Origin of the sequence: Stenotrophomonas sp. Ste86, assembly GCF_024519465.1 — a bacterium.
In the GTDB taxonomy this organism is placed as follows: domain Bacteria; phylum Pseudomonadota; class Gammaproteobacteria; order Xanthomonadales; family Xanthomonadaceae; genus Stenotrophomonas.
In genome coordinates this window covers 219,938-245,048 of the sequence record NZ_JALJRW010000002.1, presented here as the reverse complement: position 1 = coordinate 245,048, position 25,111 = coordinate 219,938, and the positions used below count along the sequence as shown (strand labels likewise).

At 68.9% G+C, this 25,111-nt stretch carries 23 protein-coding genes; 13 read left to right on the top strand and 10 right to left on the bottom strand.

Translation table 11 applies throughout. From position 1 onward, the window contains the following. Nucleotides 1–17 precede the first annotated feature (17 nt). The 3 genes from NR101_RS03385 to NR101_RS03375 are packed head-to-tail and all read left to right on the top strand — an operon-like array spanning nucleotide 18 to nucleotide 1,815. Nucleotides 18–779 (top strand): 3-oxoacyl-ACP reductase, encoded by a 762-nt coding sequence (locus NR101_RS03385; RefSeq protein WP_256777181.1) that lies wholly within the window; start codon nucleotides 18–20, stop codon nucleotides 777–779. Beyond that, the gene (locus NR101_RS03380; protein WP_256777182.1) at nucleotides 779–1,180 is read left to right on the top strand and encodes a MerR family transcriptional regulator; all 402 of its coding nucleotides are present in this window, start codon (nucleotides 779–781) and stop codon (nucleotides 1,178–1,180) included. Before NR101_RS03385 ends, NR101_RS03380 begins: the two co-directional genes overlap by 1 nt. A gap of 53 nt (nucleotides 1,181–1,233) precedes the next feature. Continuing rightward, on the top strand, nucleotides 1,234–1,815 hold the full coding sequence (locus NR101_RS03375; protein ID WP_256777183.1) for an NAD(P)H-dependent oxidoreductase: 582 nt from the start codon (nucleotides 1,234–1,236) through the stop codon (nucleotides 1,813–1,815). Between the two features lie 381 nt (nucleotides 1,816–2,196). Here NR101_RS03375 and NR101_RS03370 read toward each other — a convergent pair whose 3' ends face one another. The 3 genes from NR101_RS03370 to NR101_RS03360 are packed head-to-tail and all read right to left on the bottom strand — an operon-like array spanning nucleotide 2,197 to nucleotide 4,558. Next, on the bottom strand, nucleotides 2,197–2,451 hold the full coding sequence (locus NR101_RS03370; protein WP_256777184.1) for a DUF6587 family protein: 255 nt from the start codon (nucleotides 2,449–2,451) through the stop codon (nucleotides 2,197–2,199). Then, entirely contained in the window at nucleotides 2,451–4,307 is a 1,857-nt protein-coding gene (gene feoB, locus NR101_RS03365; protein WP_256777185.1) for a ferrous iron transport protein B, read from the bottom strand. Before feoB ends, NR101_RS03370 begins: the two co-directional genes overlap by 1 nt. Then, nucleotides 4,304–4,558: a FeoA family protein gene (locus tag NR101_RS03360; protein WP_256777187.1), complete on the bottom strand. Its 255-nt coding sequence runs from the start codon at nucleotides 4,556–4,558 to the stop codon at nucleotides 4,304–4,306. The genes feoB and NR101_RS03360 overlap by 4 nt, the downstream gene beginning before the upstream one ends. 117 nt (nucleotides 4,559–4,675) lie before the next feature. Here NR101_RS03360 and NR101_RS03355 point away from each other — a divergent pair, with 117 nt between their 5' ends. From NR101_RS03355 to NR101_RS03325, 7 genes are all read left to right on the top strand, one after another. Further along, nucleotides 4,676–5,464, top strand: a complete 789-nt coding sequence (locus NR101_RS03355; RefSeq protein ID WP_256777188.1) for an enoyl-CoA hydratase-related protein — start codon at nucleotides 4,676–4,678, stop codon at nucleotides 5,462–5,464. Nucleotides 5,465–5,475: 11 nt separating this feature from the next. Then, the gene (locus NR101_RS03350; RefSeq protein ID WP_256777189.1) at nucleotides 5,476–5,862 is read left to right on the top strand and encodes a VOC family protein; all 387 of its coding nucleotides are present in this window, start codon (nucleotides 5,476–5,478) and stop codon (nucleotides 5,860–5,862) included. A gap of 193 nt (nucleotides 5,863–6,055) precedes the next feature. Next, nucleotides 6,056–6,949 carry a hydroxymethylglutaryl-CoA lyase gene (locus NR101_RS03345; RefSeq protein WP_256777190.1) on the top strand — a complete coding sequence of 298 codons (894 nt, stop codon included), beginning with the start codon at nucleotides 6,056–6,058 and terminating at the stop codon, nucleotides 6,947–6,949. Beyond that, nucleotides 6,946–9,513 carry an EAL domain-containing protein gene (locus tag NR101_RS03340; RefSeq protein WP_256777191.1) on the top strand — a complete coding sequence of 856 codons (2,568 nt, stop codon included), beginning with the start codon at nucleotides 6,946–6,948 and terminating at the stop codon, nucleotides 9,511–9,513. The genes NR101_RS03345 and NR101_RS03340 overlap by 4 nt, the downstream gene beginning before the upstream one ends. A 78-nt stretch (nucleotides 9,514–9,591) precedes the next feature. Next, nucleotides 9,592–10,362 (top strand): SDR family NAD(P)-dependent oxidoreductase, encoded by a 771-nt coding sequence (locus NR101_RS03335; RefSeq protein ID WP_256777192.1) that lies wholly within the window; start codon nucleotides 9,592–9,594, stop codon nucleotides 10,360–10,362. 78 nt (nucleotides 10,363–10,440) lie between these two features. Next, the gene (gene yeiP / locus NR101_RS03330; RefSeq protein WP_038688595.1) at nucleotides 10,441–11,007 is read left to right on the top strand and encodes an elongation factor P-like protein YeiP; all 567 of its coding nucleotides are present in this window, start codon (nucleotides 10,441–10,443) and stop codon (nucleotides 11,005–11,007) included. Beyond that, complete coding sequence (locus tag NR101_RS03325; protein ID WP_256777194.1) at nucleotides 10,982–11,560, top strand: hypothetical protein; 579 nt, start codon at nucleotides 10,982–10,984, stop codon at nucleotides 11,558–11,560. Before yeiP ends, NR101_RS03325 begins: the two co-directional genes overlap by 26 nt. A gap of 12 nt (nucleotides 11,561–11,572) precedes the next feature. Here NR101_RS03325 and NR101_RS03320 read toward each other — a convergent pair whose 3' ends face one another. The 4 genes from NR101_RS03320 to NR101_RS03305 all read right to left on the bottom strand — a co-directional run bounded on the left by NR101_RS03320 (nucleotide 11,573) and on the right by NR101_RS03305 (nucleotide 17,822). Further along, nucleotides 11,573–12,307 (bottom strand): MliC family protein, encoded by a 735-nt coding sequence (locus NR101_RS03320; RefSeq protein ID WP_256777195.1) that lies wholly within the window; start codon nucleotides 12,305–12,307, stop codon nucleotides 11,573–11,575. Nucleotides 12,308–12,406: 99 nt separating this feature from the next. Next, complete coding sequence (locus NR101_RS03315) at nucleotides 12,407–12,796, bottom strand: nuclear transport factor 2 family protein (protein WP_256777196.1); 390 nt, start codon at nucleotides 12,794–12,796, stop codon at nucleotides 12,407–12,409. Between the two features lies 1 nt (nucleotide 12,797). Continuing rightward, entirely contained in the window at nucleotides 12,798–15,911 is a 3,114-nt protein-coding gene (locus NR101_RS03310; RefSeq protein WP_256777197.1) for a multidrug efflux RND transporter permease subunit, read from the bottom strand. Nucleotides 15,912–16,559: 648 nt separating this feature from the next. Then, entirely contained in the window at nucleotides 16,560–17,822 is a 1,263-nt protein-coding gene (locus NR101_RS03305; RefSeq protein WP_256777700.1) for an efflux RND transporter periplasmic adaptor subunit, read from the bottom strand. An 18-nt stretch (nucleotides 17,823–17,840) separates the two neighbouring features. Here NR101_RS03305 and NR101_RS03300 point away from each other — a divergent pair, with 18 nt between their 5' ends. Beyond that, complete coding sequence (locus NR101_RS03300) at nucleotides 17,841–18,587, top strand: response regulator (protein ID WP_256777209.1); 747 nt, start codon at nucleotides 17,841–17,843, stop codon at nucleotides 18,585–18,587. Further along, entirely contained in the window at nucleotides 18,587–19,651 is a 1,065-nt protein-coding gene (locus NR101_RS03295; protein WP_256777198.1) for an ATP-binding protein, read from the top strand. Before NR101_RS03300 ends, NR101_RS03295 begins: the two co-directional genes overlap by 1 nt. Here NR101_RS03295 and NR101_RS03290 read toward each other — a convergent pair. From NR101_RS03290 to NR101_RS03280, 3 genes are all read right to left on the bottom strand, one after another. Further along, nucleotides 19,629–21,443, bottom strand: coding sequence for a DUF4105 domain-containing protein (locus NR101_RS03290; RefSeq protein ID WP_256777199.1), 1,815 nt, complete (start codon nucleotides 21,441–21,443; stop codon nucleotides 19,629–19,631). The genes NR101_RS03295 and NR101_RS03290 overlap by 23 nt on opposite strands. Then, nucleotides 21,443–21,739, bottom strand: a complete 297-nt coding sequence (locus NR101_RS03285) for a DUF2388 domain-containing protein (RefSeq protein ID WP_256777200.1) — start codon at nucleotides 21,737–21,739, stop codon at nucleotides 21,443–21,445. Before NR101_RS03285 ends, NR101_RS03290 begins: the two co-directional genes overlap by 1 nt. Nucleotides 21,740–21,800: 61 nt before the next feature. Beyond that, nucleotides 21,801–23,189: an FAD-binding oxidoreductase gene (locus NR101_RS03280; RefSeq protein ID WP_256777201.1), complete on the bottom strand. Its 1,389-nt coding sequence runs from the start codon at nucleotides 23,187–23,189 to the stop codon at nucleotides 21,801–21,803. A 190-nt stretch (nucleotides 23,190–23,379) separates the two neighbouring features. Between NR101_RS03280 and serA the strand changes: the two genes are divergently transcribed. After that, the gene (gene serA / locus NR101_RS03275) at nucleotides 23,380–24,621 is read left to right on the top strand and encodes a phosphoglycerate dehydrogenase (protein WP_256777202.1); all 1,242 of its coding nucleotides are present in this window, start codon (nucleotides 23,380–23,382) and stop codon (nucleotides 24,619–24,621) included. The last annotated feature ends 490 nt before the right edge of the window (nucleotides 24,622–25,111 follow it).

Here is a 25,111-nt window from a genome sequence, read left to right as displayed (position 1 = left end):
CGTCCGGTCGTGCCTCCATGCAGCTTTCGCAGCAACTCGTCCTTGTCACCGGCGGTGCCCGTGGCCTCGGCCAGCACGTGACGCGCGCGTTCGCCCGCGAGGGCGCACAGGTGGTGATCAACCACCTGCACAGCGTCGACGCCGCACAGGCACTGGCCGCCGAAGTCGGCCCGAACGCCCTGGCGGTGCGCGCCGATGTCACTGACCGCGACCAGGTCGATGCGCTGTTCGCCCGGGCCCGCGCCCACTTCGGCCGCGACATCACCAGCGTGGTCAACAATGCGCTGGCGACGTTCTCGTTCAATGGCGATGCGCGTGCGAAAGCCGATGCGATCGGCTGGCAGGCGTTCTGCGCGCAGTTCGAGGGCAGCGTGCGCGGTGCGTTGAACACGGTGCAGGCGGCCCTGCCCGGCATGCGCGCGCAGCGTTTCGGGCGCGTGATCAATATCGGCACCAACCTGTTCCAGAATCCGGTGGTGCCCTACCACGACTACACCGCCGCCAAGGCCGCGTTGCTGTCGCTCACCCGCACCCTGGCCGGCGACCTCGGCCCGGACGGGATCACCGTGAACATGCTCTCTGGTGGCCTGCTGCGCAGCACCGATGCCAGCGCGGCCACGCCGGCGGCGGTGTTCGACTACATCGCCGCCAACACCCCGCTGCGCAGCGTGACCACGCCGGCCGAGTTCGCCGATGCGGTGCTGTTCTTTGCCTCGCCGTGGTCGCGCGCGGTCACCGGGCAGAACCTGGTGGTGGATGGCGGCCTGGTGCGCGACTGATGCGCATCTCCGAGGTCGCCCGACGCAGCGGTGCCAGCCAGAAGGCGATCCGTCTGTACGAAGCGCGCGGACTGCTGGACGCCGTGCCGCGGATCAACCGCTACCGCGACTACAACGAGCAGGATCTCAACCTGGTGCTGCTGATCCGGCAGGCGCTGGCGCTGGGCTTCCGGCTTGCCGACGTGGCCGCACTGCGACGCGACGATGGCGGCATCGACTGGCTGCGGGTGCAGGCGTTGCTGGCGGACAGGCAGCAGGCCGTGCGCGCGGACATGCAGCGGCTGCAGCAGCTGGATGCGGCGCTGACCCAGCTTCGGGCCGAGGTGGTCGTGTTGATCGGCCAGGGTGACACCGGTGCTTTGGATGCGTGCATGGCCGCTGGCGACTGCCGCGCCGCTTGACTCTGCCCCATGGGGCAGACCGTAGCCTGCGCGCTCTTTCCGCGAGCGCCCCCATGTCCCGATCGATCGTCATCCTGCTTGGCCACCCCGACCGCGACAGCCTGTGCGGTGCCCTGGCCGAGCGCTACCGGCAGGCCGCCGTGGCGGCCGGCCACCGCGTGCAGCTGTTCGCACTGGGCGAGGTCGACTTCGACCCGATCCTGCGCCACGGCTACCGCCAGATCCAGCCGCTGGAACCGGCCCTGCAGCAGATCAACGCGGCCATCGCGGACTGCCAGCACCTGGTGCTGGTGTACCCGACCTGGTGGGGTGGCATGCCGGCCCTGTTGAAGGGGTTTTTCGACCGCGCCTTCCTGCCGGGCGTGGCGTTCCGCTATCGCAAGGATTCGGTGTGGTGGGACCGGCTGCTGGCCGGACGCAGCGCGCGCGTGCTGACCACGATGGATACCCCGCCCTGGTATTACCGCTGGGTGTACCGTATGCCGGGGCACCAGCAGGTGCGGCGGACGATCCTGGAATTCTGCGGGATCAAGCCGGTGAAGATCACCGCGTTCGGGCCGGTGCGCAGCAGCACCTCGGCGCAGCGTGATACGTGGCTGCGACAGGCCGAGCGACAGGGCCGCCAGGCCAGGTGAAATGGCCGTGGTAGAGCCACGCCATGCGTGGCTGCCCTCCGTTCCGGCGTGCGGACACCTGCCAGCCACGCATGGCGTGGCTCTACCGGGATTCGGCACATCGGCATCTGCAAGCCACGCATGGCGGGGCTCTACCGGCATTGGGTACGTCGGCGCCTGCCAGCCCAGCGCGCTGCGTGGTTGCAACAGGCCGAGCGACCGGGCCGCCAGGCCAGGTGAAATGGCCGTGGTAGAGCCACGCCATGCGTGGCTGCCCTCCGTTCCGGCGTGCGGACACCTGCCAGCCACGCATGGCGTGGCTCTACCGGCATTGGGTGCTTCGGCGCCTTCCAGCCCAGCGTCGCGGGGCTCTACCGATGAGGGCGCGACAGGCGCGCCGACTCAATGCTGCTTCGGCGTGCTCGGTCCGCAGCTGTCGCAGCCGCCGCACGCCCCGGCACTACCGGTAGCGGGCGGGGCGATCTTCCGCCCCAGCGTCTGCAGCCACGCGGCACGCTGCGGCTTGACCAGTCCCAGCGCGATCGCGCCGCGCACCGTGCGCACGACACCGGGGAACTGCTTTTTCAGCACCACCCACGCGCTGAACAGCACGATCAGCGCGACCACGATGTACTGCAGCAGCAGGCCGGCGCCCATCAGCCGCCGCCCAGCGCCACGGTCACCTGGTAGGTGACCAGCGCGGCGATGTAGGCCGCCGCGAACAGGTAGAAGGTGGCAAAGCCGACCTGCTTCCAGGAGTTGGTCTCGCGCTTGATCGTGGCCAGGGTGGAAATGCACATCGGCGCATAGATGAACCACACCAGCAGCGACAGGCCGGTGGCCAGCGACCAGCCATTGGCGACTACCGGGGTCAGCGCCTGGATCGCGGCGTCGTCATCGGCGGCCGACAGTGCGTAGATCGTGGCCAGCGAGGACACCGCCACTTCGCGCGCGCCCATGCCCGGGATCAGCGCGATGCAGATCTGCCAGTTGAAGCCCAGCGGTGCGAAGATCACCGCCATCGCATGGCCGAGCTGGCCGGCAAAGCTGTAGTCGATCGCCGGCATGGTCGCCCCGGGCGGTGCGGCCGGGAATTTCAGCAGCACCCACAGCAGGATGGTCAGCGACAGGATGATGCCGCCCACGCGCTTGAGGAAGATCATGCCGCGCTCGTACAGGCCCACCGCCAGGTCGCGCGGGTGCGGGATGCGGTAGGACGGCAGCTCCAGCATCAGCGGATGCTCGCTCTTGTCGCGGCGCCACTTCTTCATCACCCACGACATCGCCAGCGCGCTGAGAATCCCGGCCACGTACAGGCCGAACAGCACCAGCCCCTGCTGGCTGACGAAGCCCCACAAGGTCTTCTGCGGGATGAACGCACCGATCAGCAGCGCATACACCGGCAGGCGCGCCGAACAGGTCATCAGCGGCGCCACCAGGATGGTGGCCAGGCGATCGCGCGGGTCCTGGATGCTGCGGGTGGCCATGATGCCGGGCACCGCGCAGGCGAAGCTGGACAGCAGCGGGATGAACGAGCGCCCGGACAGGCCCGCCGAGGCCATCATGCGGTCCAGCAGGAACGCCGCGCGCGGCAGGTACCCGGATTCTTCCAGGGCCAGGATGAAAGCGAACAGGATCAGGATCTGCGGCAGGAATACCACCACTCCGCCGACGCCGGCGATGATGCCGTCGGTGAGCAGACTGGACAACGGGCCTTCCGGCAGCACCGCGCCGACGTGCTCGCCGAGCCAGCCGAAGCCGGCCTCGATGCCATCCATCAGCGGCGTGGCCCAGGCAAACACGGCCTGGAAGATCAGGAACATCACCACCACCAGCGTCAGCAGCCCGAACACCGGGTGCAACAGCCAGCGGTCCAGCGCGTCATCGATCCTGGCCGTGCGCGTGGGCATGCTCACCGAGGCGGCCAGGATGCCGCGCACCTGGGCGTGGTAGTCGGCCTCGCCGGCCGGCACCGCGACCGGTGCCTGCAGGTGCGGCACCATCGCATCGAGCCGCTCGACCAGCGCCTGGGCGCCGTTGCGGCGCACCGCCACGGTTTCCACCACCGGCACCCCGAGAGCCTGTTCCAGCGCGGGCACGTCGATCTTGATGCCACGCCGCTGCGCCGCATCGACCATGTTCAGCGCCACGATCATCGGCTTGCCCAACTCGCGCAGTTCCAGCGCGAAGCGCAGGTGCAGGCGCAGGTTGGTCGCATCGATCACGCACAGCAGCACATCCGGTGCGGCCTCGCCCGGGTAGAAGCCCCGACACAGGTCGCGGGTGATCGCCTCGTCCAGGCTGGCCGGCTGCAGGCTGTAGGCGCCGGGCAGGTCGAGCACGGCGAACTCGCGGCCGGACGGTGCACGCAGGCGGCCTTCCTTGCGCTCCACGGTCACGCCGGTGTAATTGGCCACCTTCTGGCGGCTGCCGGTGAGCTGGTTGAACAGCGCGGTCTTGCCACTGTTGGGGTTGCCGACCAGGGCGACGCGCAGGGATGCGGCAGCGCTCATGCGCCCGCTCCGGCCGGGATCGCGGTGATCTCGATGCGGCTGGCTTCGCTGCGGCGCAGGGCGAAACGGGTGAAACCGACCTGTACCAGCAGCGGCTCGCCACCCACCGGGCCGCGGGCGACAAGACGCACGTCTTCACCCTTGACGAAGCCCAGCTCGCGGAGGCGACGGGCGATGGCATCGTTTGCGTGCAGGTCCCGCACCGACTCCACCAGGGCGGAATCGTGCAGCGGCAGATCGGACAACGTCACGGAGCGCCTTCTTGCCAATCAGAATGGTTCTCAATTCTAGCATCGCCGCGCCGCGTCATTGCCCGTGACCGATGGCCCGCTATGATTCGTACATGTATGGAGTAATCGCAGGTTCCCATGAGTGATGCACTACGGATAGAACGCAGCGCCTCGGTGCTGACCCTTTGGCTGAACCGCCCCACCCTGCACAACGCCTTCGATGCGGCACTGATCGCCCAGCTGACCGCCGCACTGGAGGCGGCCGGGCGCGATGAACACGTGCGCGTGGTGGTGCTGGCCGGCCAGGGCGCCTCGTTTTCGGCGGGCGCGGACATGCAGTGGATGCGAGGCATGGCCGCTGCCAGCGAGGAGGACAACCGCCAGGACTCGCTGGCCCTGGCCCAGCTGATGCGCACCCTGGACGAGCTGCCCAAGCCCACCATCGCCCGCGTGCAGGGCGCCGCCTTCGGTGGCGGGGTCGGCCTGGTCGCCTGCTGCGACATCGCCATCGCCAGCACCAGCGCCCGCTTCGGCCTGACCGAAAGCCGGCTGGGCCTGCTGCCGGCGGTGATCTCACCCTACGTGATCGACGCCATCGGCTCGCGCCAGGCGCGCCGCTGGTTCGCCACCGGCGAGCATTTCGATGCGGACACCGCGCTGCGGATCGGCTTGGTCCACCAGCTGATCGAACCTGAACGCATTGATGAAGCCGTGCAGCGCCAGATCGGTCTGCTCGACAAGGCCGGCCCGATCGCCTCGGCCTCGGCCAAGGAACTGGTGCGCCGGGTCGGCATCGGCCGCGACCGCGACGCGCTGGACCGCGACAATGCCGCGCTGATTGCGCGCCTGCGGGTGTCGGCCGAGGGCCAGGAGGGCCTGGGCGCCTTCCTGGACAAGCGCGCCCCGCATTGGGTCACCCAGGACTGAAGGACGTCATCATGCTCGACCATATCGGTATCCGCTGCGCCGACTTCCCGCGCAGCCTCAGCTTCTTCCAGCAGGCCCTGGCCCCGCTGGGGATCACCGTGGTGATGCAGGTCAGCGCCGCCCAGACCGGCGACCACGACCATGCCGGCTTCGGCCGCACCGGCAAGCCGGACTTCTGGATCGGCAACGCGCCCGGCGCCCATGGCGGGGTGCATGTGGCCTTCAGCGCAGGCAGCCGCGCCGAGGTGGATGCCTTCCACCAGGCCGCGCTGGCCGCCGGCGGGCGCGACAACGGCGCGCCGGGCATCCGCGAGCATTACCACCCCGATTACTACGGGGCGTTCGTGCTGGACCCGGACGGCAACAACATCGAAGCGGTCTGCCAACGCCCCGGCTGAACGCCCGGCGCCCACCCCGGGGCGACCCTGTCATCCACCGCGGGCTGGCCGCTTTGTCGCCCATCCCGCGTATCCCCCTTTCGTGGCCTGCCGGGGACCGTGGGCCGCCTCCCTTCTTCTGGTACTCCTGTGATCCGACTCCTGCCCGTTCTGCTGCCTGCTGTGCGCCTGCCCGTCCGCCGGGAGGCCCGCCATGGATGATTTCGTCCGCATCGTCGAAGTGGGCCCGCGCGATGGTCTGCAGAACGAAGCACAGCCGGTATCCACCGCCGACAAGATCGAACTGATCCGGCAGTTGTCGCTGACCGGCCTGCGCAGCATCGAGGCCACCAGTTTCGTCAGTCCGCGCTGGGTGCCGCAGCTGGCCGATGCCGCCGAGGTCTACGCCGGCATCGAGCGCCGCCCCGGCATCGCCTATCCGGTGCTGGTCCCCAACGAACAGGGCTACGATCGGGCACGCGCGGTCGGCGTGGAGGAAGTGGCCGTGTTCACCGCCGCCTCGGAAACCTTCAACCGCACCAACACCAACGCCGGTATCGACGAATCGCTGGCACGTTTCGCGCCGATCCTGGCGCGCGCCCAAGCCGACGGGGTGAAGGTGCGCGGCTACGTCTCCACCGTGCTCGGCTGCCCGTACCAGGGCGAGGTCGCGGTGAGCGAAGTGGTCCGCGTGGCACGTGCGCTGCATGACATGGGCTGTTACGAAATTTCGCTGGGCGACACCATCGGCGTGGGCACCCCGCGCAAGGCGCGGGCGATGCTGCATGCGGTCGCCGCCGAGGTGCCGATGGCCGCGCTGGCGGTGCACTTCCACGACACCTACGGACAGGCGCTGGCCAACATCGATGCCTGCCTGGAGGAAGGCGTGCGCGTGGTCGATTCGGCCGTATCCGGCGCCGGCGGCTGCCCCTATGCCAAGGGAGCCAGCGGCAACGTCGCCAGCGAAGACGTGGTGTACCTCCTGCACGGCATCGGCATGCGCACGGGTATCGACCTGCCAGCGCTGGCCACCACCGGCCGCTGGCTCGCCGCACGCCTGGGCCGGCAGACCGGCAGCAAGACCGGCAAGGCGCTGGCGGCCACATGAGCCGCAGCGGCCCGCGCAGGGACGTCGCGGTCGGTGACCATCTCACCGCCCACGTCCACGCGCTGGCCGCCCTGGATCGCGCCCTGGCGCAGCCGCCGGACGAACAGGGCCTGCGCCGCCTGCTGCACGAGGTGCAGCAGGCCCTTACCCAGGCCATGGACGAGCGCCAGCTGGCGCTGCGCCGCTACGCCGCGCTGTTCGACGCGGTGCCCGACCCGGTCAGCATCCTCAGCCAAACCGGCGTGGTGCTGGACCTCAACAAGGCCGGCGTGCGCGCCTACGGACGGCCGCGCGAGGAGATCGTCGGCCAGCCGATCGAACTGTTGAACCCGGACCTGCCCAACGATCACCTCGACCCGGTCTGGGAAGCCCTGCGCCGCGATGAGACCTACGTCATCGAGGTGACCAACATGCGCGGCGATGGCAGCCGCTTCCCCGTGGAAGTGCATTCGGCCGGCTTCGAGCACCAGGGCGAGCACTGCATCGTGGCGGTGGCGCGTGACCTCAGCAGCCGCTGGCAGGCCGAATCGCGCTACCGGTTGCTGATGGAATCCATCGACAAGGGCGTGGTCCTGTTCGATACCCACCTGCGCGTGGTCTCGGCCAACCCGGCCGCGCATCGCATCCTCGGCATGGGCGGCAACGGTGGCAGCCTGCAGGCGATGCTGGCCCCGGACGACTGGATCTGCGTGGACGAACATGGCCACCCGCTCACCCGCGAGCAGTGGCCGGCCGCGGTGTCGCTGCGCACCGGGCGCACCATCCGCAGCACCATCGTTGGGCTGTACCACCGCCCGCGCGGGCGCATGATCTGGATCTCCACCACCAACGTGCCGGTGTTCGGCACCGGCCGCGATTGCCCGGACCACGTGTTCGGGCTGTTCAGCGACATCACCGAGCTCAAGCGCAACAACGCCCTGTTCGACCGCGCCCAGTCGCTGGCGCACATCGGCGGCTGGGAATGGGATCGCGGCCTGCAGCGCCTGTACCTGACCGACGAGGCCAGCCGCATCCTCGGCCAGTCGCTGCCGCTCACCGACATGGCGCACCTGCTGGAATGCCTGCGCCTGGATGATCGCTCGCAGCTGCAGCAGGCGCTGCTGGACGTGATCGACCGGCAGGTGCCGTTCGAGTTGGAACTGCAGGGCCAGCGCGGCGACGGGCACTCGTTCTGGGTGCGCATGATCGGCGAGGCCGAGCCCGGTGACGTCAACGCCGCACGCATCGCCGGCACCGTGCAGGACATCACCGCGCGCAAGCAGGCCGAGGAAACCCTGCGCATCCAGGCCCGCACCGACCCGCTCACCGGCATCATGAACCGCGATGCGGTGCTCAACGACCTGGCCACGCGCATGGCCAACCCCACCCATTGCCAGGTGGCGGTGCTGTACATCGACCTGGACCGCTTCAAGACCGTCAACGACCTGCTCGGTCACAACGCTGGCGACGAACTGCTGATCGATGCCACCCGCCGCATCGCCACCGCGATCGGTACCGAAGGCCTGCTGGCGCGTTTTGGCGGCGACGAGTTCCTGGTGATCTGCGACACCCGCGACCAGGCCGACCAGCCCGAGCGCCTGGCCGAGGCGATCACCCGCGGCTTCAGCACCCCATTCCGCTTCGGGGCCGACGAGTTCGCGGTGACCACCAGCATCGGCATCGCGCGCGCGCCGCAGGACGGGCTGCGTCCGCAGCAGCTGATCCAGAACGCAGACATCGCCATGTACGACTGCAAGCGCCGCACCCGCAACGGCTGGCAGGTGTTTTCCCCGGAACTGGCGCAGCGCCAGAACGACCGGCTGCAGATCGAAAGCCGCCTGCACCGTGCGCTGGACGATGACGAGTTCCACCTGGTCTACCAGCCGCAGGTCAACCTGCACAACGGCCAGCTGGTGGCCGCCGAAGCGTTGATCCGCTGGCGCAACTCGCAGCTGGGCGAGCTGCGCCCGGACATCTTCATCGGGCACGCCGAAAGCACCGGCGACATCGTGCGGATAGGCTTGTGGGTGCTGCGCGAGGCGTGCCGACAGGTGCGGACGTGGCAGGATGCCGGGCTGGGCATCGTGCGGGTGGCGGTCAATGTGTCCTACCGCCAGTTCGTCGGCGAGGACCTGGCCCGCAACGTGGGCCAGGTGCTGGACGAATTCGGCCTGCCCGGCACCGCGCTGGAGCTGGAGTTCACCGAACGGGTGCTGATCGAGGATGCCCCGGACACCCTGCAGACCTTCGCGCGCCTGCGCGAGATGGGCGTGCTGCTGACCATCGACGATTTCGGCGAGGGCTACAGCGCCCTCAACTACCTGCGCCGGCTGCCGATCCACGGGCTCAAGCTCAGCCAGCTGTTCGTCGAGGGCGTGCCCGGCAACCGCTCGGACGTTGCGGTGTGCGAAGCGGTCTGCGGCATTGCGCGCAGCCTGGGCCTGGGGCTGGTCGCCGAAGGCATCGAATCGGAGCCGCAGCGGCAGTTCCTGCAGGGGCTGGGAGTGGCCGTGGGCCAAGGCTTCCTGTTTGCGCCCGGGCTGGCGCCGGACGAGTTCGCACGGCGCCTGGCGCAGCGCCACTGAGCGCCGCGCGCAGCGCACAACGGCGACAGCGCCGGCTTCCGCTAGAATCGGCGGTTCTTGAACCAGCGGAAACACGCAATGCAGCTGTCTTCTGTCCGCGCCGTCATCACCGGCGGCGTCTCCGGCCTGGGCCTGTCCGTGGCCCAGTACCTGGTGGCACACGGCGCCAAAGTCGCCCTGTTCGACCTCAACGACGACAAGGGCGCGGCCGCCGTGGCCGAACTGGGCGAGGCCAACGCCCGCTATTTCACCACCAATGTGAGCGATGAAGCGGCCGTGGCGGCGCAGATCGATGCCGCGCACGACTTCCTCGGCGGCCTCAATGCGGCGATCAGCTGCGCCGGCATCCTCGGCGCCGGGCGCGTGCTGGGCAAAGAGGCCCCGATGCCACTGGCCAGCTTCCAGAACACGGTGATGGTCAACCTGGTTGGCAGCTTCAACGTCGCCAAGGCCGCCGCCAACCGCATGCAGCACAACACGCCCGGCGACGACGGCGAGCGCGGGGTGATCATCAACACCGCCAGCGTCGCCGCCTACGAAGGCCAGATCGGCCAGGCCGCCTATGCCGCGTCCAAGGGCGGCGTGGTCAGTATGACCCTGCCGATGGCACGCGAACTGTCGCGCTTCGGCATCCGCGTGATGACCATCGCCCCGGGCATCTTCTGGACCCCGATGGTCGATGGCATGCCGCCGGCCGTGCAGGAATCACTGGCCGCGTCGATCCCGTTCCCGCCGCGCCTGGGCAAGCCGGACGACTTCGCCGGCCTGGTCGGCCATATCCTCGGCAACACCTACCTCAACGGCGAGACCATCCGCCTGGACGGTGCGGTGCGCCTGGCACCCAAGTAAGCACGTCCGCCGTAGCGGCGGACACCGCAGGGCACCCGGCATGGTGCCCGCCACCTCCCACGAACCGACCTTCAGTCCATGAAAGCCAACGACATCAAGAAAGGCAACGTCGTCGAGTACAACAACGGCGTCTACCAGATCCGCGACATCGAACGCAGCTCGCCGCAGGGCCGCGGCGGCAATGTCCGCTTCCGCTTCATCATGTATAGCGTGCCGGGCGGCAACAAGCTCGATGCCAGCTTCGACGCCGACGACAACCTGCCGGAAGTCGAGCTGCTGCGCCGCCAGTCCACCTATTCCTACAAGGACGGCGATGCGTTCGTATTCCTGGACGACGAGGACTACACCCCGTACATGGTCGATGCCGACGTGCTGGGCGATGACGCCGGCTACATCACCGACGGCCTGACGGGTATCTACGTGCAGGTGATCGACGAAACCCCGGTGGGCGTGCAGCTGCCGACCAGTGTGGTGCTGGAAGTGGTCGAGACCCCGCCGGAAATGAAGGGGGGCACCGCCACCAAGCGTCCGAAGCCGGCCAAGCTCAGCACCGGGATCGAGATCATGGTGCCGGAGTACATCGCCAACGGCGAACGCGTGCTGGTCAACACCGCCACCGGTGAATTCGCCGGCCGTGCCGACTAAGTGCATCGCCCTGCTGGCTTGCCTGTCCCTGCTCGCGGCGTGTTCGCCGCGGGCAGCGGACGGCACTGTGGACGGGGTGGATGCCGCCTCGCCCGCGGTCGGCAAGGAGGCCGTCGCCGCACCGGAAATCCCGGCCCAATCGCCGGCGACGGAAAACCCGCTGATCGAGGCCGACGCCAACATCGGCATGCCGGATCTGGACGAGCTCGAGCGCGCGCGCGCCAACGCTGGCTGCGAGGTATCCAACGACATCGGTGATGTGGACGACATCCGCATCTACTGCGCGATGCCCGCCGATGTCCGCGCGTTTCTTGAGCGCGAAAACACCTGCCAGCATTTCGCGGGTGAAGAAGCCTACGACCAAGAACGTCGCGTCGAGCTTGAGGCCGCCGACAAACGCTATTGCCAGGGCCGCGAACGGATCTTCGCCGATCTGTACGAACGTCACCATGCGGATTGCGCCCTGCGCGAGGCGTTGATCGGCGTGGGCAACCGCTACGACCTGTTCACCGACGTCGCGCCGGATCACTGCCGCCCGCAGGACGTGCGCTGACCCGCCCAGCGGTTACGGCTTGGCCGCCAGCGCAGGCGCGCCGGCGAAATCCCCACAGCCGTGGTACTGCCGCGCGCCCACGGTCAGCATCGCCGTGGTCCCGAACGTCTGCCCGCTCATGTCGTCCTGGCAGACCGTGCGCTGGAAGGTCAGCTTGATATCGGTGCCATCGGCGGCCTTGCCAGACCAGCCATCCTTGCCTTGGGTCGGGGTGGGGATCTCGAAGGTGCGCTGCCCGTAGTCGGTTTCCACGCGCAGGCTTGGCGTTGCACCCGCGGGGACTTCGGCTACCCAGCCGGGCTCGTTGCCGGTCGCGCGGAAGCCCGCATGGGCCGTGCTTCCAGCGGCGGGCGCGGGCGCTGCCGCGCCTTCTTCGCCCGAGCCGGTGCAGATGCGATCGGCCTCACCCTTCAGGCTGAGCGTGCCTTCGGTGGTGCCCTTGGTCCAGAACGTGTTGCCCTGCCCGTCGCCGTATTTGGCACCGGAGGCGGCGACCTCCGAAGACATCGCATAGGTCCGCTCGCCCACCACCACCGTGGCCGAATCCTGGCCGCGATAGGTCGCGTGCACGGCCACATCGCCGCACTGGAAAGCATAGCTGCGCTCATCGGTGGTCGCGGCGGCCGGCGGTGGCGGTGCTTCGCTTGCAGCGCCTGCCGACGCGGCGCCGTCGCCCTGCTGCGCGGGCTGGCAGGCACTCAGTCCGGCCGCGATGGCCAGGCTCAAAAGCCATGGGGATGCACGCATGTTGGACTCCTTGCGGTTGTTGCGATCAGCCAAACATCCTAGCCCGCAGGCTGCTGCGGGAGGTGAAGCAGCCCTGACTCCACGGGCTGCGGCATCGGTTCAGACCGCGCGCGGCGGCAGCAGTGCGATCGACAGCAGGTGCACGCCGGCGGCGTTCGATGCACTTGCCCACACCCGCAGCAGGCGCAGCGCGCGCGCGTGTTCGCCGGCCGCGTCGGCATACCGCAGCCGCACGTCGCTGGATACCAGGGTCAGCTGCCCGCACACCAGTGACTCCACTGCGGCCTGCTCGAGCGCGGTGATCCGCAGCTGCCCGGTTGACCACCCCGTGAGGCAGGGATGGGCGCCCAGCCACTGCCCTGCCCCGTCACTGAAGAACAACGAGGGCGACAGCCAGGCCTGCAGTGCGTCCACGTCCTGCGCCAACAGCAGCTGCAGCACCTGTGCCTCGGCCGTGGCGATGGTGGTATCAATCACGGTGGTACTCATCTCATTCCTCCCGGCCTTGCCGCCATGGCCAGCGCCAGCGGCGTGCGCCCTGCACCAGTACGTAGAACAGCGGCACGAAGAACACCGCCAGCACGGTGGCGGTCAGCATCCCGCCGAATACCCCGGTGCCGATCGCATGCTGGGTTTCAGCCGACGCGCCGGTGGCCAGCATCAACGGCACCACGCCAAGCGCGAACGCCAGCGACGTCATCAGGATCGGGCGCAGCCGCAGCCGTGCCGCCTCGATCGCCGCGTCAACCAGGCCATGCCCCTGCAACTGCAGCTGGCGCGCAAACTCCACGATCAGGATCGCGTTCTTGGCCGACAGCCCGATCACGGTGATCATTCCGACCTTGAAGAACACATCGTTGGGCAACCCGCGCAACAGCACGGCCGCCACCGCGCCCAGCAGGCCCAGCGGCACCACCAGCAGCACTGCCGCCGGGATCGACCAGCTTTCATACAGCGCGGCCAGCACCAGGAACACCACCAGCATCGACAGCAGCATCAGCCACGGCGCCTGCGCACCGGAGGCGCGCTCCTGCAGCGACTGCCCGGTCCAGGCCAGTGCGAAGCCGGCCGGCAACTGCCGCGCCAGCCGCTCCATCTCGGCCATGGCCTGGCCGCTGGACGCGCCCGCTGCCGCATTGCCGGACAGGCTCAGCGACGGGAAGCCCTGGTAGCGCTCCAGCTGCAAGGGCGTCTGCGACCACACCGGGGTGACCAGCTCGGCCAACGCCACCATGCCGCCATTGGCATTGCGCACATGCAGCTTGAGCACGTCATCCACCTGCATGCGGTGCGGTGCGTCTGCCTGCACGATCACCTGTTGCAGGCGGCCTGCATTGGGGAAATCGTTGACGTACTGCGAGCCCATCGCCGCCGACAGCGTGTCACTGATCGCACTGAAGCCCACGCCCATGGCCTGCGCCTTGTGTCGGTCGATCTCCAACCGCACGGTGCTGCCCGCTGGCAGGCCTTCGGCATGCACGTCGCGCAGCCGCGGGCTGGCGGCGGCCAGCGCCAGCAGCTGCTGTTGTGCCGCCTGAAGCTGCGCCGGGCTCTGGCCGCTACGGGCCTGAAGGCGCAGGTCGAACCCGGACGAGGTGCCCAGGCTGTCGATGGCCGGCGGGGTCACCACGATCACCTGGCCTTCCGGCGCGGCGGCCATGGCCTGCTGCGCACGTTCCACCTCGTCGGCCACGGTGGCACCGGCGCGCGCGTCCCACTCGGTGAGCATGGTGTAGGCCATCGCCGCGTTCGGCCCGGACCCCGCGAAGCTGTAGCCCATGATCGCCTGGTTGGAGGCGATGCCCGGGCGTGCGGCGAGGTGCGCCTCGTAGCGTTGCATCACCTCCAGGGTGCGCTCGGCGGTGGCATCGGCCGGCAGCTGGATGGAGGTCATGAAGTAGCCCTGGTCCTCTTCGGGCAGGAACGCGCCGGGCAGCAGGTGCAGACCCATCCCCAACGCCACCACGAGGGCGGCGAACACGGCCATGCTGCGCCCACCGCGCTGCAGGATGCGCACTACCCGCCCCTGGTAGCCGTCGGTCATGCGCGCCATGCCGCGATTGAACGCACCGAAGAAGCCGCCTCGCCCATGGTGGCCGCGCGTGCTCGGTTTGAGCAGCGTGGCACACAGCGCGGGGGTAAGGGTCAGCGCGAGCAGCGCCGAGAACAGGATCGATACCGCCATGGCCAGGCTGAACTGCCGGTAGATCGCGCCCACCGAACCATCGGCGAGCGCCATGGGAATGAACACGGCGGTCAGCACCAGGGTGATGCCGACCACCGCACCGGTGAGCTCCTTCATCGCCTTGGCGGTGGCCTCGCGGGGTGGCAGGCCTTCTTCGGCCATGATCCGCTCGACGCCTTCCACCACCACGATGGCATCGTCGACGATGATGCCAATCGCCAGCACCATGCCGAACATGGTCAGCACGTTGATCGAGAAGCCCGCCGCCAGCATCACCGCGAAGGTGCCCAGCAGCGCGATCGGCGCCACGATGGCCGGGATGAGTGTGTAGCGGATGTTCTGCAGGAACAGGTACATCACCGCAAACACCAGCACCATCGCCTCGACGAGGGTAATCAGCACTTTCTGGATCGAGATCGCCACGAATGGCGCGGTGTCGAACGGCACCGTGGACTCCATGCCCACCGGCAGGGTCGGCGCGAGTTCGGCCATGCGCGCGCGCACCGCGCCGGCCACCTTCACTGCGTTGGCGCCGGGCGACAACTGGATGGCCGCGGCGGTTGCCGGCGCGCCGTTTTCGCGTGTGGACCACGCATAGTTTTCCGCGCCCAGCTCGACCCGGGCCACATCACCGATGACCACCCGGGAGCCGTCCGGATTGGCGCGCAGCACGATGGCCGCGAACGCCTCCGGCGTACTCAGCTGGCCCTCCACGGTGAGGGGAATGGTGACCCGCTGGCCCGGCAGCGCCGGCGAATCGCCGACCCGGCCGGGGGCGATCTGCGCGTTCTGTTCGCTGATCGCGGTGGTCAGGTCGCCCAGGGTGAGGCGGTAGGCCACCAGCTGGGCCGGGTCGACCCAGATCCGCATGGCGCGTTCGGCACCGAACAGCTGCACGCGACCCACGCCGTCGATGCGCCGCAGTTCTTCGACGATGTTGCGCGCCATGTAGTCGCTCAGGGCCACTTCGTCCAGGCGGCCATCGGTGGAGCGCAGCCCGACCAGCATCAGGAAGCCCGAATCGGCGGCCTCCACGCCAAGCCCGTTCTGGCGCACCGCCTGCGGCAGCCGCGATTCGATCGCCTTGATGCGGTTCTGTACGTCCACCTGGGCCAGCTCCGGATCGGTGCCCGGGCGGAAGGTAGCGGTAATGGAGGCCTCGCCCGAGGTGTCGGTGGACGAGGAGAAATACAGCAGGTGCTTGACCCCGGACAGCTCGCGCTCGATCAGCCCGACCACGGCATCGTTCATGGTCTGCGCCGACGCGCCGGGATAGCTGGCATAGATGCTGATGCTGGGCGGCGCAACGCTGGGATAGCGCTCGATCGCCAGGCGCGGAATGGCCAGCGCTCCGGCCAGCACCACGAAAATTGCCAGCACCCACGCAAACACCGGGCGCTCAATGAAAAACTGCGGCATGCAACTTCCTCTCGCCGGCGCACCGCCGCGAAAGCAGCCGGTGCAGTGGCATCGTCATCCACAAAAAAGGTTCTTCGTCGTACTGCGGGATTGCTCAAGCCACTGCGATGCAAGAGCAAGAGCTACTGTCCGCGCCTGCACCGGGCTGGGCAGGTGCGGGTGGGGTTGCGGGACACGCTGCAAGTCCCGCTCCGCGGCACGGCCCAGCCGCTGGCGGCTGGGCGTTCGGTCGCATGCGAGGCAATGCCTCGCAAGCAATGCGCCCTCACCCATGTAAGCTCCGTCGCCGCATCCATGCGGCTCAGGGTCCCGCCAACCCACCCCCACCAGCCCCTGACACATTTCGGTGCGCACAGGAGAGCGAAGCGACCAGCGCGTCAGCGAGCTTTATCCCAAGCCTTTGCGCTCAGCCCGAAGCCCGCCCTGCTACAGCCGCGCAGCGACGCAAAGGACATACGGACGTTGCGTCGCTTGTTGCTCGCCCAAGGCCACCAGCCCACTGTCGAGGGTCGGGGTGGGTGGGTTCACGGGACCCTGAGCGCCATGGATGGCGCGACGGAGCCTACACGGACGTACTTGCGGCGTGTCCCGTGAACCTACCCGCCCCGGCCCAGCCACAGAGCAGGTTCTGAAGGCAGCTCTGGCCTTTCAGCTTTCGCTTTTCGCCTTCACACCAGCAGCAGCCGGCTGCCAGGGCCGGGCCGTCACCGCCATCCCTTCCTGCAACCGCTCCTGCCCCTCCACCACTACCCGCTCGCCCGCCTGCAGCCCGTGGCTCACCACGTACTGCCGGTCCACCAGACCATCCACCTCGATCGTCCGGATCACCGCCTTGGCCTCCTTATCCACCACCCATGCATACGACTGCCCGCCCGTACTGCGCAGCACTGACTGCTGCGGCACCAACAACGCACCCACCTGTATCCCGCGCGGCACCCGCGCCCGCACGAACATCCCCGGCAACAACCGCCGCGCCGGGTTGTCCACCACGATCCGCAACACGATATCGCCGGTCTCCGCGTCCACATTGATCCCCGAAAACAGCATCCGGCCCTGCTCCGCATACGGCGTCCCGCCCGACCCCAGCAATGTCACCGGCAAGCCCTTCGCCGCATCCAGCTGACCGGCCACCACCGCACGCTGGATACCCTCCAGCATCGACGCCGGTTGGCGCACATCCACGTACACCTGGTCCAACTGCTGCACCACCGCCATCGGCGTCGCATCGCTCGCGGTCACCAGCGCCCCTTCGGTCACCAGCGCCTGATCGATACGCCCGGCGATAGGCGACTCCACCGTGGCATAGCGCAGATCCAGCTGCCGCCGCGCCAGCGTCGCACGCGCCTGTGCCACGTCCGCCACTGCCTGTTGGTGCTCGGCATGCGCGTCATCGCGCGCCTGCTGGCTCACCGCCTGCGCCGCCGCCAGCGAACCCAACCGCTCCGACTGCACCCGCGTCCGCGCCAACGCCGCCTCACTGCGTTGCAGCAACGCCCGCGCACTGTCCACCTCCGCACGGAAGGCGGCCGGGTCGATCTGGAACAGCGGCGTACCGGCCTGCACCTCCGCTCCCTGCGCGAACAGCCGCCGCTGCACGATCCCGCCCACCTGCGCGCGGATCTGCGCCGTACGCACCGCCGCCACACGTCCCGGCAGTTCATCGTCGCGCTGCACCGTCGCAGACGAAAGCGACACCACGCTCACCTCCGGCGCCGCCACCGGCGCCACCGTTTCCCTGGCACATGCCGCAAGCATGACCGCAAGCACCGCCCATACAGCGGTTTGAATCCTGTTGGTTTTCATCAGCAGCACAGGGCCGCACGCGCGACCAGAATCATGAATGGCGAAGTCTGCAGCGCCTGCGTGGGGTTTCGATGGAGGAACTGTGGAGATACGATGGAGAACAAGCACCTTCTGGCCCTGCCCCGCATGCACGCCACCGATTCACCCAGCGCCGCCGCGCACTGGGACCGCTCGCTCAACGGGCTCGTCCTGATCGTCGAAGACGAACCCGAGATCGCCGACATCATCGCCGCGTACCTGCATCGCGAAGGCCTGCGCACGCTGCGCGCCCAGGATGGCCTGCACGCGCTGGCGCTGCATCGCAGCGCCCGACCGGACCTGATCCTGCTGGACGTGCAGATGCCCGGGATGGATGGCTGGACGGTGCTCAACACCCTGCGCCAACGCGGCGACACCCCGGTCATCATGCTCACCGCACTGGACCAGGACCTGGACAAGCTGACCGCGCTGCGCATGGGCGCCGACGACTACGTGGTCAAGCCGTTCAATCCGGCCGAAGTGGCCGCGCGCGCCCGCGCCGTGTTGCGACGCACGTTGAATGCACGCCCGGCCGCCCCGCCCGGCATCCTGCGCGTGGGCACGCTGCTGATCGATGCCGAGCACCATTGCGTGCATGTCGAGGGTGAGGGTTACAGCCACGAACTGCTGCTGACCCTGACCGAGTTCAAGCTGCTGCACTGCATGGCCCTGGCGCCGTCACGGATCTTCAGCCGCAGCGAGCTGATGCACCAGTGCCTGCCCGAAAGCGAGGCGCTGGAGCGTACCGTCGACAGCCACGTCAGCAAACTGCGGCGCAAGCTCGATGACGTCGGCCTGGAAAACGTGCCGGCCAGCGTGCGCGGGGTCGGCTACCGGCTCGCGGCGGACCATTGATGCGCCGCCCGGGCCTGAGCCGGCACATCGTGGTGTCGATGTCGTTGATGGTGCTGGCGGTCATCGTGATGATGATCCTCAGCTCCTACCTGCTGTATGCCGTGCTGCTGGAGTTCTATCCCAATGCCGACGAGCCGGTGGACTGGGCGCCCACCGGCCCGGAGCTGGTGTGGATGGCCGGGGTCACGCTGATCGGCCTGACGCTGGCGGTGGCGGCGTCGGTGCGGCTTTCCCAGCGCATCCTCACCCCGCTCAACGCGGTGGTCGACAGCATCGGCAGGCTCGCCGAGGGCGACCTCGGCGCACGCGCTACGGCAAGCGACCGCTCACTGGGCGAGGTGGCCCTGCTGGTGGATGACTTCAATGCGATGGCCCGGCGCCTGCAGAACCAGGACGCCGACCGGGCGATGTGGCACGCGGCGATCGCCCATGAACTGCGCACCCCCGTCACCATCCTGCGCGGTCGCCTGCAGGGTCTTGCCGAGGGTGTGTTCCAGCCCGATGAGGCCCAGTTCCGCAGCCTGTTGGCGCAGGTCGAAGGCTTGTCGCGGTTGATCGAAGACCTGCGCGTGCTCAGCCTGGCCGACAGCGCGCGGCTGGACGTGCGCCGGGCCCGCAGCGACGTGGTGCAGGAAGTGCACTCGGTGATGACCCTGGTCGATCCCGGCTTCCGCAGCGGCGGCTTCGTGCTGGAGCTGGAGACCTCGCGCGAGGAGCATCCGGCCCACTGCGATCCCACCCGCGTGCGCCAGGCGCTGCTGGCCCTGCTCGACAACGCGCGGCGCTACGCCACGCCGGGGCGGGTGCGGATCGCCGTGCACGACACCGCCACCCACGTGCAGGTATCCGTCGATGACGAAGGCCCGGGGATCGACCCGAACGTCAGCGCGCAGATTTTCGAGCCGTTCCTGCGTGGCGATGGCTCGCGCTCGCGGCAGCGCGGCGGCAGCGGCCTGGGCCTGGCGGTGGTCAAGGCAATCGCCGATGCCCATGGCGGTCGCGTGTTCTGCACGGCCAGCGCGCTGGGTGGCGCGCGGTTCGTCATCGAACTGCCGCGCCAGTAGCGGCCTCGGTACGGGCGAGCGTGCGCATGCGCTGGCCGAGGCGCTCCAGGTTGTCATCGATGACTGCCAGTTCGTGCTGCTGCGCCAGCGGCAGGCGCGCGCGCAACTGGTGCTGCAGCTGCTGCCAGGCTGGTACGCCGCGTTCGCTGATCCGCGCGGTGGCCGCTGCTGCAGCCGCCCGCTCGCTGCCCAGCGGTACGCCGTAGCCGCCCGGCACCAGCGCCGCAGGGGTAACCAGTTGGCCGGTGTCGCGCAGCAGCGCCATCAACGTATCGCGCGCGGCGTCCGCGCCGTCGGCCGGGTGGGCCAGCGTACGCTTCAGCGCGGCACGTGCACGCAGTTCCCCGCGCTGGCGCGCGGCCTGTTCCAGCAAGAGCAGCGCCGAGGTGGCACGCAGGCCGCCCTGCTCCACCCACGCCGCGCGCTGCGCGGCCGGGCGCTGCAGCCATGCGTTGACCGTCGCGCTGCCCAGCGGCAGCTCGGCACGTGCGACGTCGAACAACTGCTGGTAGTACGCCTCGGCCGAGGCGAAGTAGTAGCCTTGGCGCAACGCCTCGCTGCGGTCCCCCAGCACCGTTCCATCGGCATGCCCCTGCCGCTCCAGTCGCGTCAACAGACCGCGCGGGGTGATCCGATTCAGCCCGGGCGTCGCCCAGCGCGGCACCCCTTCCTGCAGCAGCTTGCCGGTCTCCACCGCGCAGTTGTTGCTGACGAACCTGTAGCGCCCGTTGTAGCTCCAATGCACCTGCGCCACGCGTTCGAGCAGGCTGGCGATCTCCGTCGGCTGCAGCCGTAGCGGCACCGAGGACAGCCCGCGCAGCTCCACCTGGGTGTACTCGTTGATCACCTGGTTCAACGGCAGCACGAACAGCCGCGACGGATACGCGCCGGTCAGCCCCCGCCAGCTGGAGATCTGGACATCGCCGACGAACGCGCGGAAGGACAGCACCCGATGGTAGGACAGGTCCATCCGGCAGGCCGGACCGGGCGACCGCCCGGGTGCGCAGATCACCAGCCGCAGCATGCTGTGGCCCCAGCGACTCATCATCTGGTCGTTGCCTTCGGCGAGCAGGTAATCGACCGCGTAGACGCGCGCCGGGTCCACTGCCAGCAGCGAAGCCGCGCCGGTGTTTTCCTCGGCCTGCACCAGCGGCAGCGCTGCATCGCAGGCGGGCGTGTCCGCCAGCGGGCCGATCTGCGCGGCGAACCACGCCGCCAGCGCCGGGCGACGGCAGGCGTAGCCGGGGTCGAGCAGGAAGTACTCGGCATTGACCGCCAGGTATTCGGCCGGGCTGCTGCGCTCGTAGTCGTCCGGGCTGCGGCCGCTGAAAGCGTTGCCGGTACGGCCCAGCCGCCAGGGGCGCTGCTGCCACCCACTGAGGTCGCGCCAGCGCGCGGTGCGCGACCAGCCGCCCGCCGCGCTGCGGTCCAGGATGTGGGTCAGCTCATGGATCAGCGCGGCCTGCACCGGACGTGGCAGTGGCTCCCCGTCCTGCACCGGGTCCAGCAAGGAACGGCGCAGCGCGATCGCGCCCTTTCGGGCGCGGCCGTGCACGTGATCGGGAAGTGTGTCGGTCCAGCGCACCGGCACCGGTGCATCGAAGCGCGCCTGCCAGGTGAGGGGGAGCTGCGCCTGCACCTGCACCAGCACGCGGCGCGCGGCCGCCTCCTGGACGGCATCCAGCCCCTGCGTCTGCAGATCCAACTGCAGCGCAGCGTGCGCCAGCGGCGCGGCCAGCAACGCCGCCAGGGCCGCCCAGCGCCAGCGGCGGGCCCGGCGGCGCGGTTGCATCACCGCGCCAGCAGACGCTTCGCCAATGCCAGGTCGCTGGCGTCGCGCTGGGCAACGTCGCGCTCACGCAGGTGCAGCAGCGCCGCTTCCAGTCGCGCGCCACGGATCGCGCCGTCGCTGGCGACGAACGCGGCGGCATCTTCGCGTGCGTCGAGCACGATCTTGTCATCGCCCGAGCTGGACGAGCCGGCTGAGGAGGCGCCGGAGGCGGAACCGGCCGAAGAACCGGCGAAACTGGAGGCCAGCGCCGACAACGGCAGAGCAAGCACGGCAACAAGCAGGATCGGACGCATCATCAGGGTGTCGTTCGCGGTGGAAAGCACAGAGCGTATAGGTTGCGTGAAATCCTGTCGCGGCCTACAGGTCGAACAGCTTGCCCGGATTCAGCAGCCCTTGTGGATCAAACGCACGTTTGACCGCCTTCATCAGCGCGATTTCCGGCAGGCTGCGGGTGCTGTCCAGATAGCCTTTCTTGACCAGGCCGATCCCGTGCTCGGCCGAGATGCTGCCATCGAAACGCGCCAGTACCTGCGCCAGCAGCTTGGTGACGTGCTCGCACTGGGTCAGGAACTCGGCGTCGGGAGTGGCATCGGGCTTGAGCACGTTGATGTGCAGGTTGCCGTCGCCGATATGCCCGAACCAGACCACGTCGAACTGCGGGTAAGCCTGGCCGATCAGGGCCTGGGTTTCGGCCATGAACGCGGGCATCGCCGAGATCCGCACCGAGACATCGTTCTTGTACGGCTTGTAGCGTGCGACCGCCTCGGTGATGCCTTCGCGCAGTCGCCACAGCTGTGCGGCCTGCGCATCGCTCGCACTGACCACGCCATCGCTGACCCAGCCCTGCTCCATGCAGGCCTCGAAGGCCGCCATCGCCGCGGCTTCCTGCGCCGCGTCGCCGGCCGCGAATTCGGTGACTACGTAGAACGGATGCACCTGGTCAAAGGGTGCCTGCGCGCCATGTGCCAGTACGTGTTCCAGCGCGCGGTCGGTGAAGAATTCGAAGGCCTGCAGTTGCAGCCGCTCGCGGAACGCGGCGAACACCTGCATCAGCACCTCGAAGCTGGGCAGCGCCAGCAGCATCACGTTGCTGGCCGGCGGCGGATCGGTCAGCCGCAGCGTGGCCTCCACGATCACCCCGAGGGTGCCTTCGGAAGCAATCAGGAGCTGGCGGAAATCGTAGCCGCTGGAGTTCTTGATCAGGCCCTTGTTGAGCTCAAGCAGCTCGCCACTGGCGGTAACCACCTTGAGTCCGGCGATCCACTCGCGGGTGTTGCCATAGCGGATCACGCGGATGCCGCCGGCGTTGGTGGCGATGTTGCCGCCGATCGAGCACGAGCCGCGCGCAGCGAAATCCACCGGATAGATCAGACCGTGTTCCAGCGCGGCGTTGTGCACCGCTTCCAGCGCCATGCCGGCCTGCACGGTCAGGGTGCGGTCCACCGCATCGAAGGCCAGCGGCTTGTTCATCCGTTCCAGGCTGAGCACCAGCTCGCCATGGGCGGCCACCGCGCCACCGGACAGGCCCGTGCGGCCGCCCGACGGCACCACGGCCACGCGCTGCGCGGTCGCCCAGCGCAGGATCGCCTGCACGTCCTCGACGCTGCCCGGCAGTGCGATCGCCAGCGGCGCCGGGGTCCAGCGCCGGGTCCAGTCGCGGCCGTAGTGCTCCAGGTCGGCCGGGTCGGTCTTGAGCCGCAGCCCGGGGCAGTCCTGCAACAGCGAAGAAAGGCGCGGATCGGTCATGGCATCGGGACGGGGCAATGGAGTTCCCAAGCGTAGCAGACCCCCGCGGGTGTCCTGGCCGTCGGCATGCCCGCAGGCGGTGACAACGGATGCATCTGAAACCATCGCCGCGTCCATTGGCGCACTGCACAATCGCCTGCCCGTTCTGGCATAGTTGGGCGCTCCCGCCCTACACGCTGCGCCCTTGCCCATGTCGCCGAAGAAGACCTCTTTCCCGAAGCAGGATATCCGCGTGCTGTTGCTGGAGGGGGTGAGCCAGACCGCGATCGACGTGTTCACCGCCGCCGGCTATTCGCAGATCGAACTGCACAGCAAGGCGCTGCCCGAAGACGAGTTGAAAGCGCGCATCGCCGAGGCGCACATCGTCGGCATCCGTTCGCGCACGCAACTGAGCGCCGAGGTACTGGCCCATGCCAAGCGCCTGATGGCGGTGGGCTGTTTCTGCATCGGCACCAACCAGGTGGACCTGGACGCAGCCGAGCTGGCCGGCATCCCGGTGTTCAACGCGCCTTACTCCAACACCCGCAGCGTGGCCGAGCTGGTCATCGCCGAAGCGATCATGCTCACCCGTGGCATTCCGCAGAAGAACGCCGAATGCCATCGCGGCGGCTGGTCCAAGTCGGCCGCCGGCAGCCACGAAGTGCGCGGCAAGACGCTGGGCATCATCGGCTATGGCCACATCGGCACCCAGGTCGGGGTGATGGCCGAGGCGATGGGCATGCAGGTGATCTTCCACGACGTGGAAACCAAGCTGTCGCTGGGCAACGCGCGCGCGGCGATCAGCCTGGACGACCTGCTCTCGCGCGCCGATATCGTCACCGTACACGTGCCCGAAACCCCGGCCACGCAGTGGATGATCGGTGCCGCCGAACTGGCGCGGATGCGCCCCGGCGCCCACCTGATCAACGCCGCACGCGGCACCGTGGTGGACATCGAGGCGCTGGACGCGGCGCTGCACAGCGGCCATATCGGCGGTGCGGCGCTGGACGTGTTCCCGATCGAACCCAAGGGCAACGGCGATGCCTTCGTGTCGCCATTGACCGCGCACGACAACGTGATCCTCACCCCGCACGTGGGCGGCAGCACGCTGGAGGCGCAGGACAACATCGGCATCGAAGTGGCGGCCAAGCTGGTCCGCTACAGCGACAACGGCAGCACCCTGTCGGCGGTCAACTTCCCCGAAGTCACCCTGCCCGAGCACGAAGACAGCCTGCGCCTGCTGCACATCCACCAGAACGTGCCGGGCGTGCTGTCCCGGGTCAACGAGATCTTCTCGCGCCACAACGTCAACATCGACGGCCAGTTCCTGCGCACCGACCCCAAGGTCGGCTACGTGGTCATCGACATCACCGCCAGCGAGGCCCAGGCCACCGCCGTGCGCGAAGAACTGGCCGCGATCCCGGGCACCCTGCGGACCCGCGTGCTGTATTGATCGACGGCTGGGCTGCCCGGCGGCGGGATGTCGTGCCGCGCTGGCGCGCGGTTGCCGAGCATGGCTCGGCACTACCCGTGCGCGCGAGGTCCCGGTAGAGCCGAGCCACGCTCGGCTGCCTTTCGTTCCGGGATGCGGACGGTAGAGCCGAGCCATGCTCGGCTGCCTTTCGTTCCGGCATCGCGACGGCCTGACCCAGGCGTCGGACCGAGGTCAACCGCGACCGACGCGCCAGCCGGCGTCGGCATCCGGTTGCGGACAATGATGCGGCGCTGCCTTGGTGGCGTGGTCCCGCGCTGCCTTGGTGCCGCGCTGCCGCGCGGTTGCCGAGCATGGCTCGGCACTACCGGTGCTCGCGAGGTCCCGGTAGAGCCGAGCCATGCTCGGCTGCCTTCCGTTCCGGCATCGCGATGGCCTGATCCAGGTGTCGGACCGAGGTTAACTGCGACCGACGCGCCAGCCGGCGTTGGGCATCCGGCTGCGGACGGTG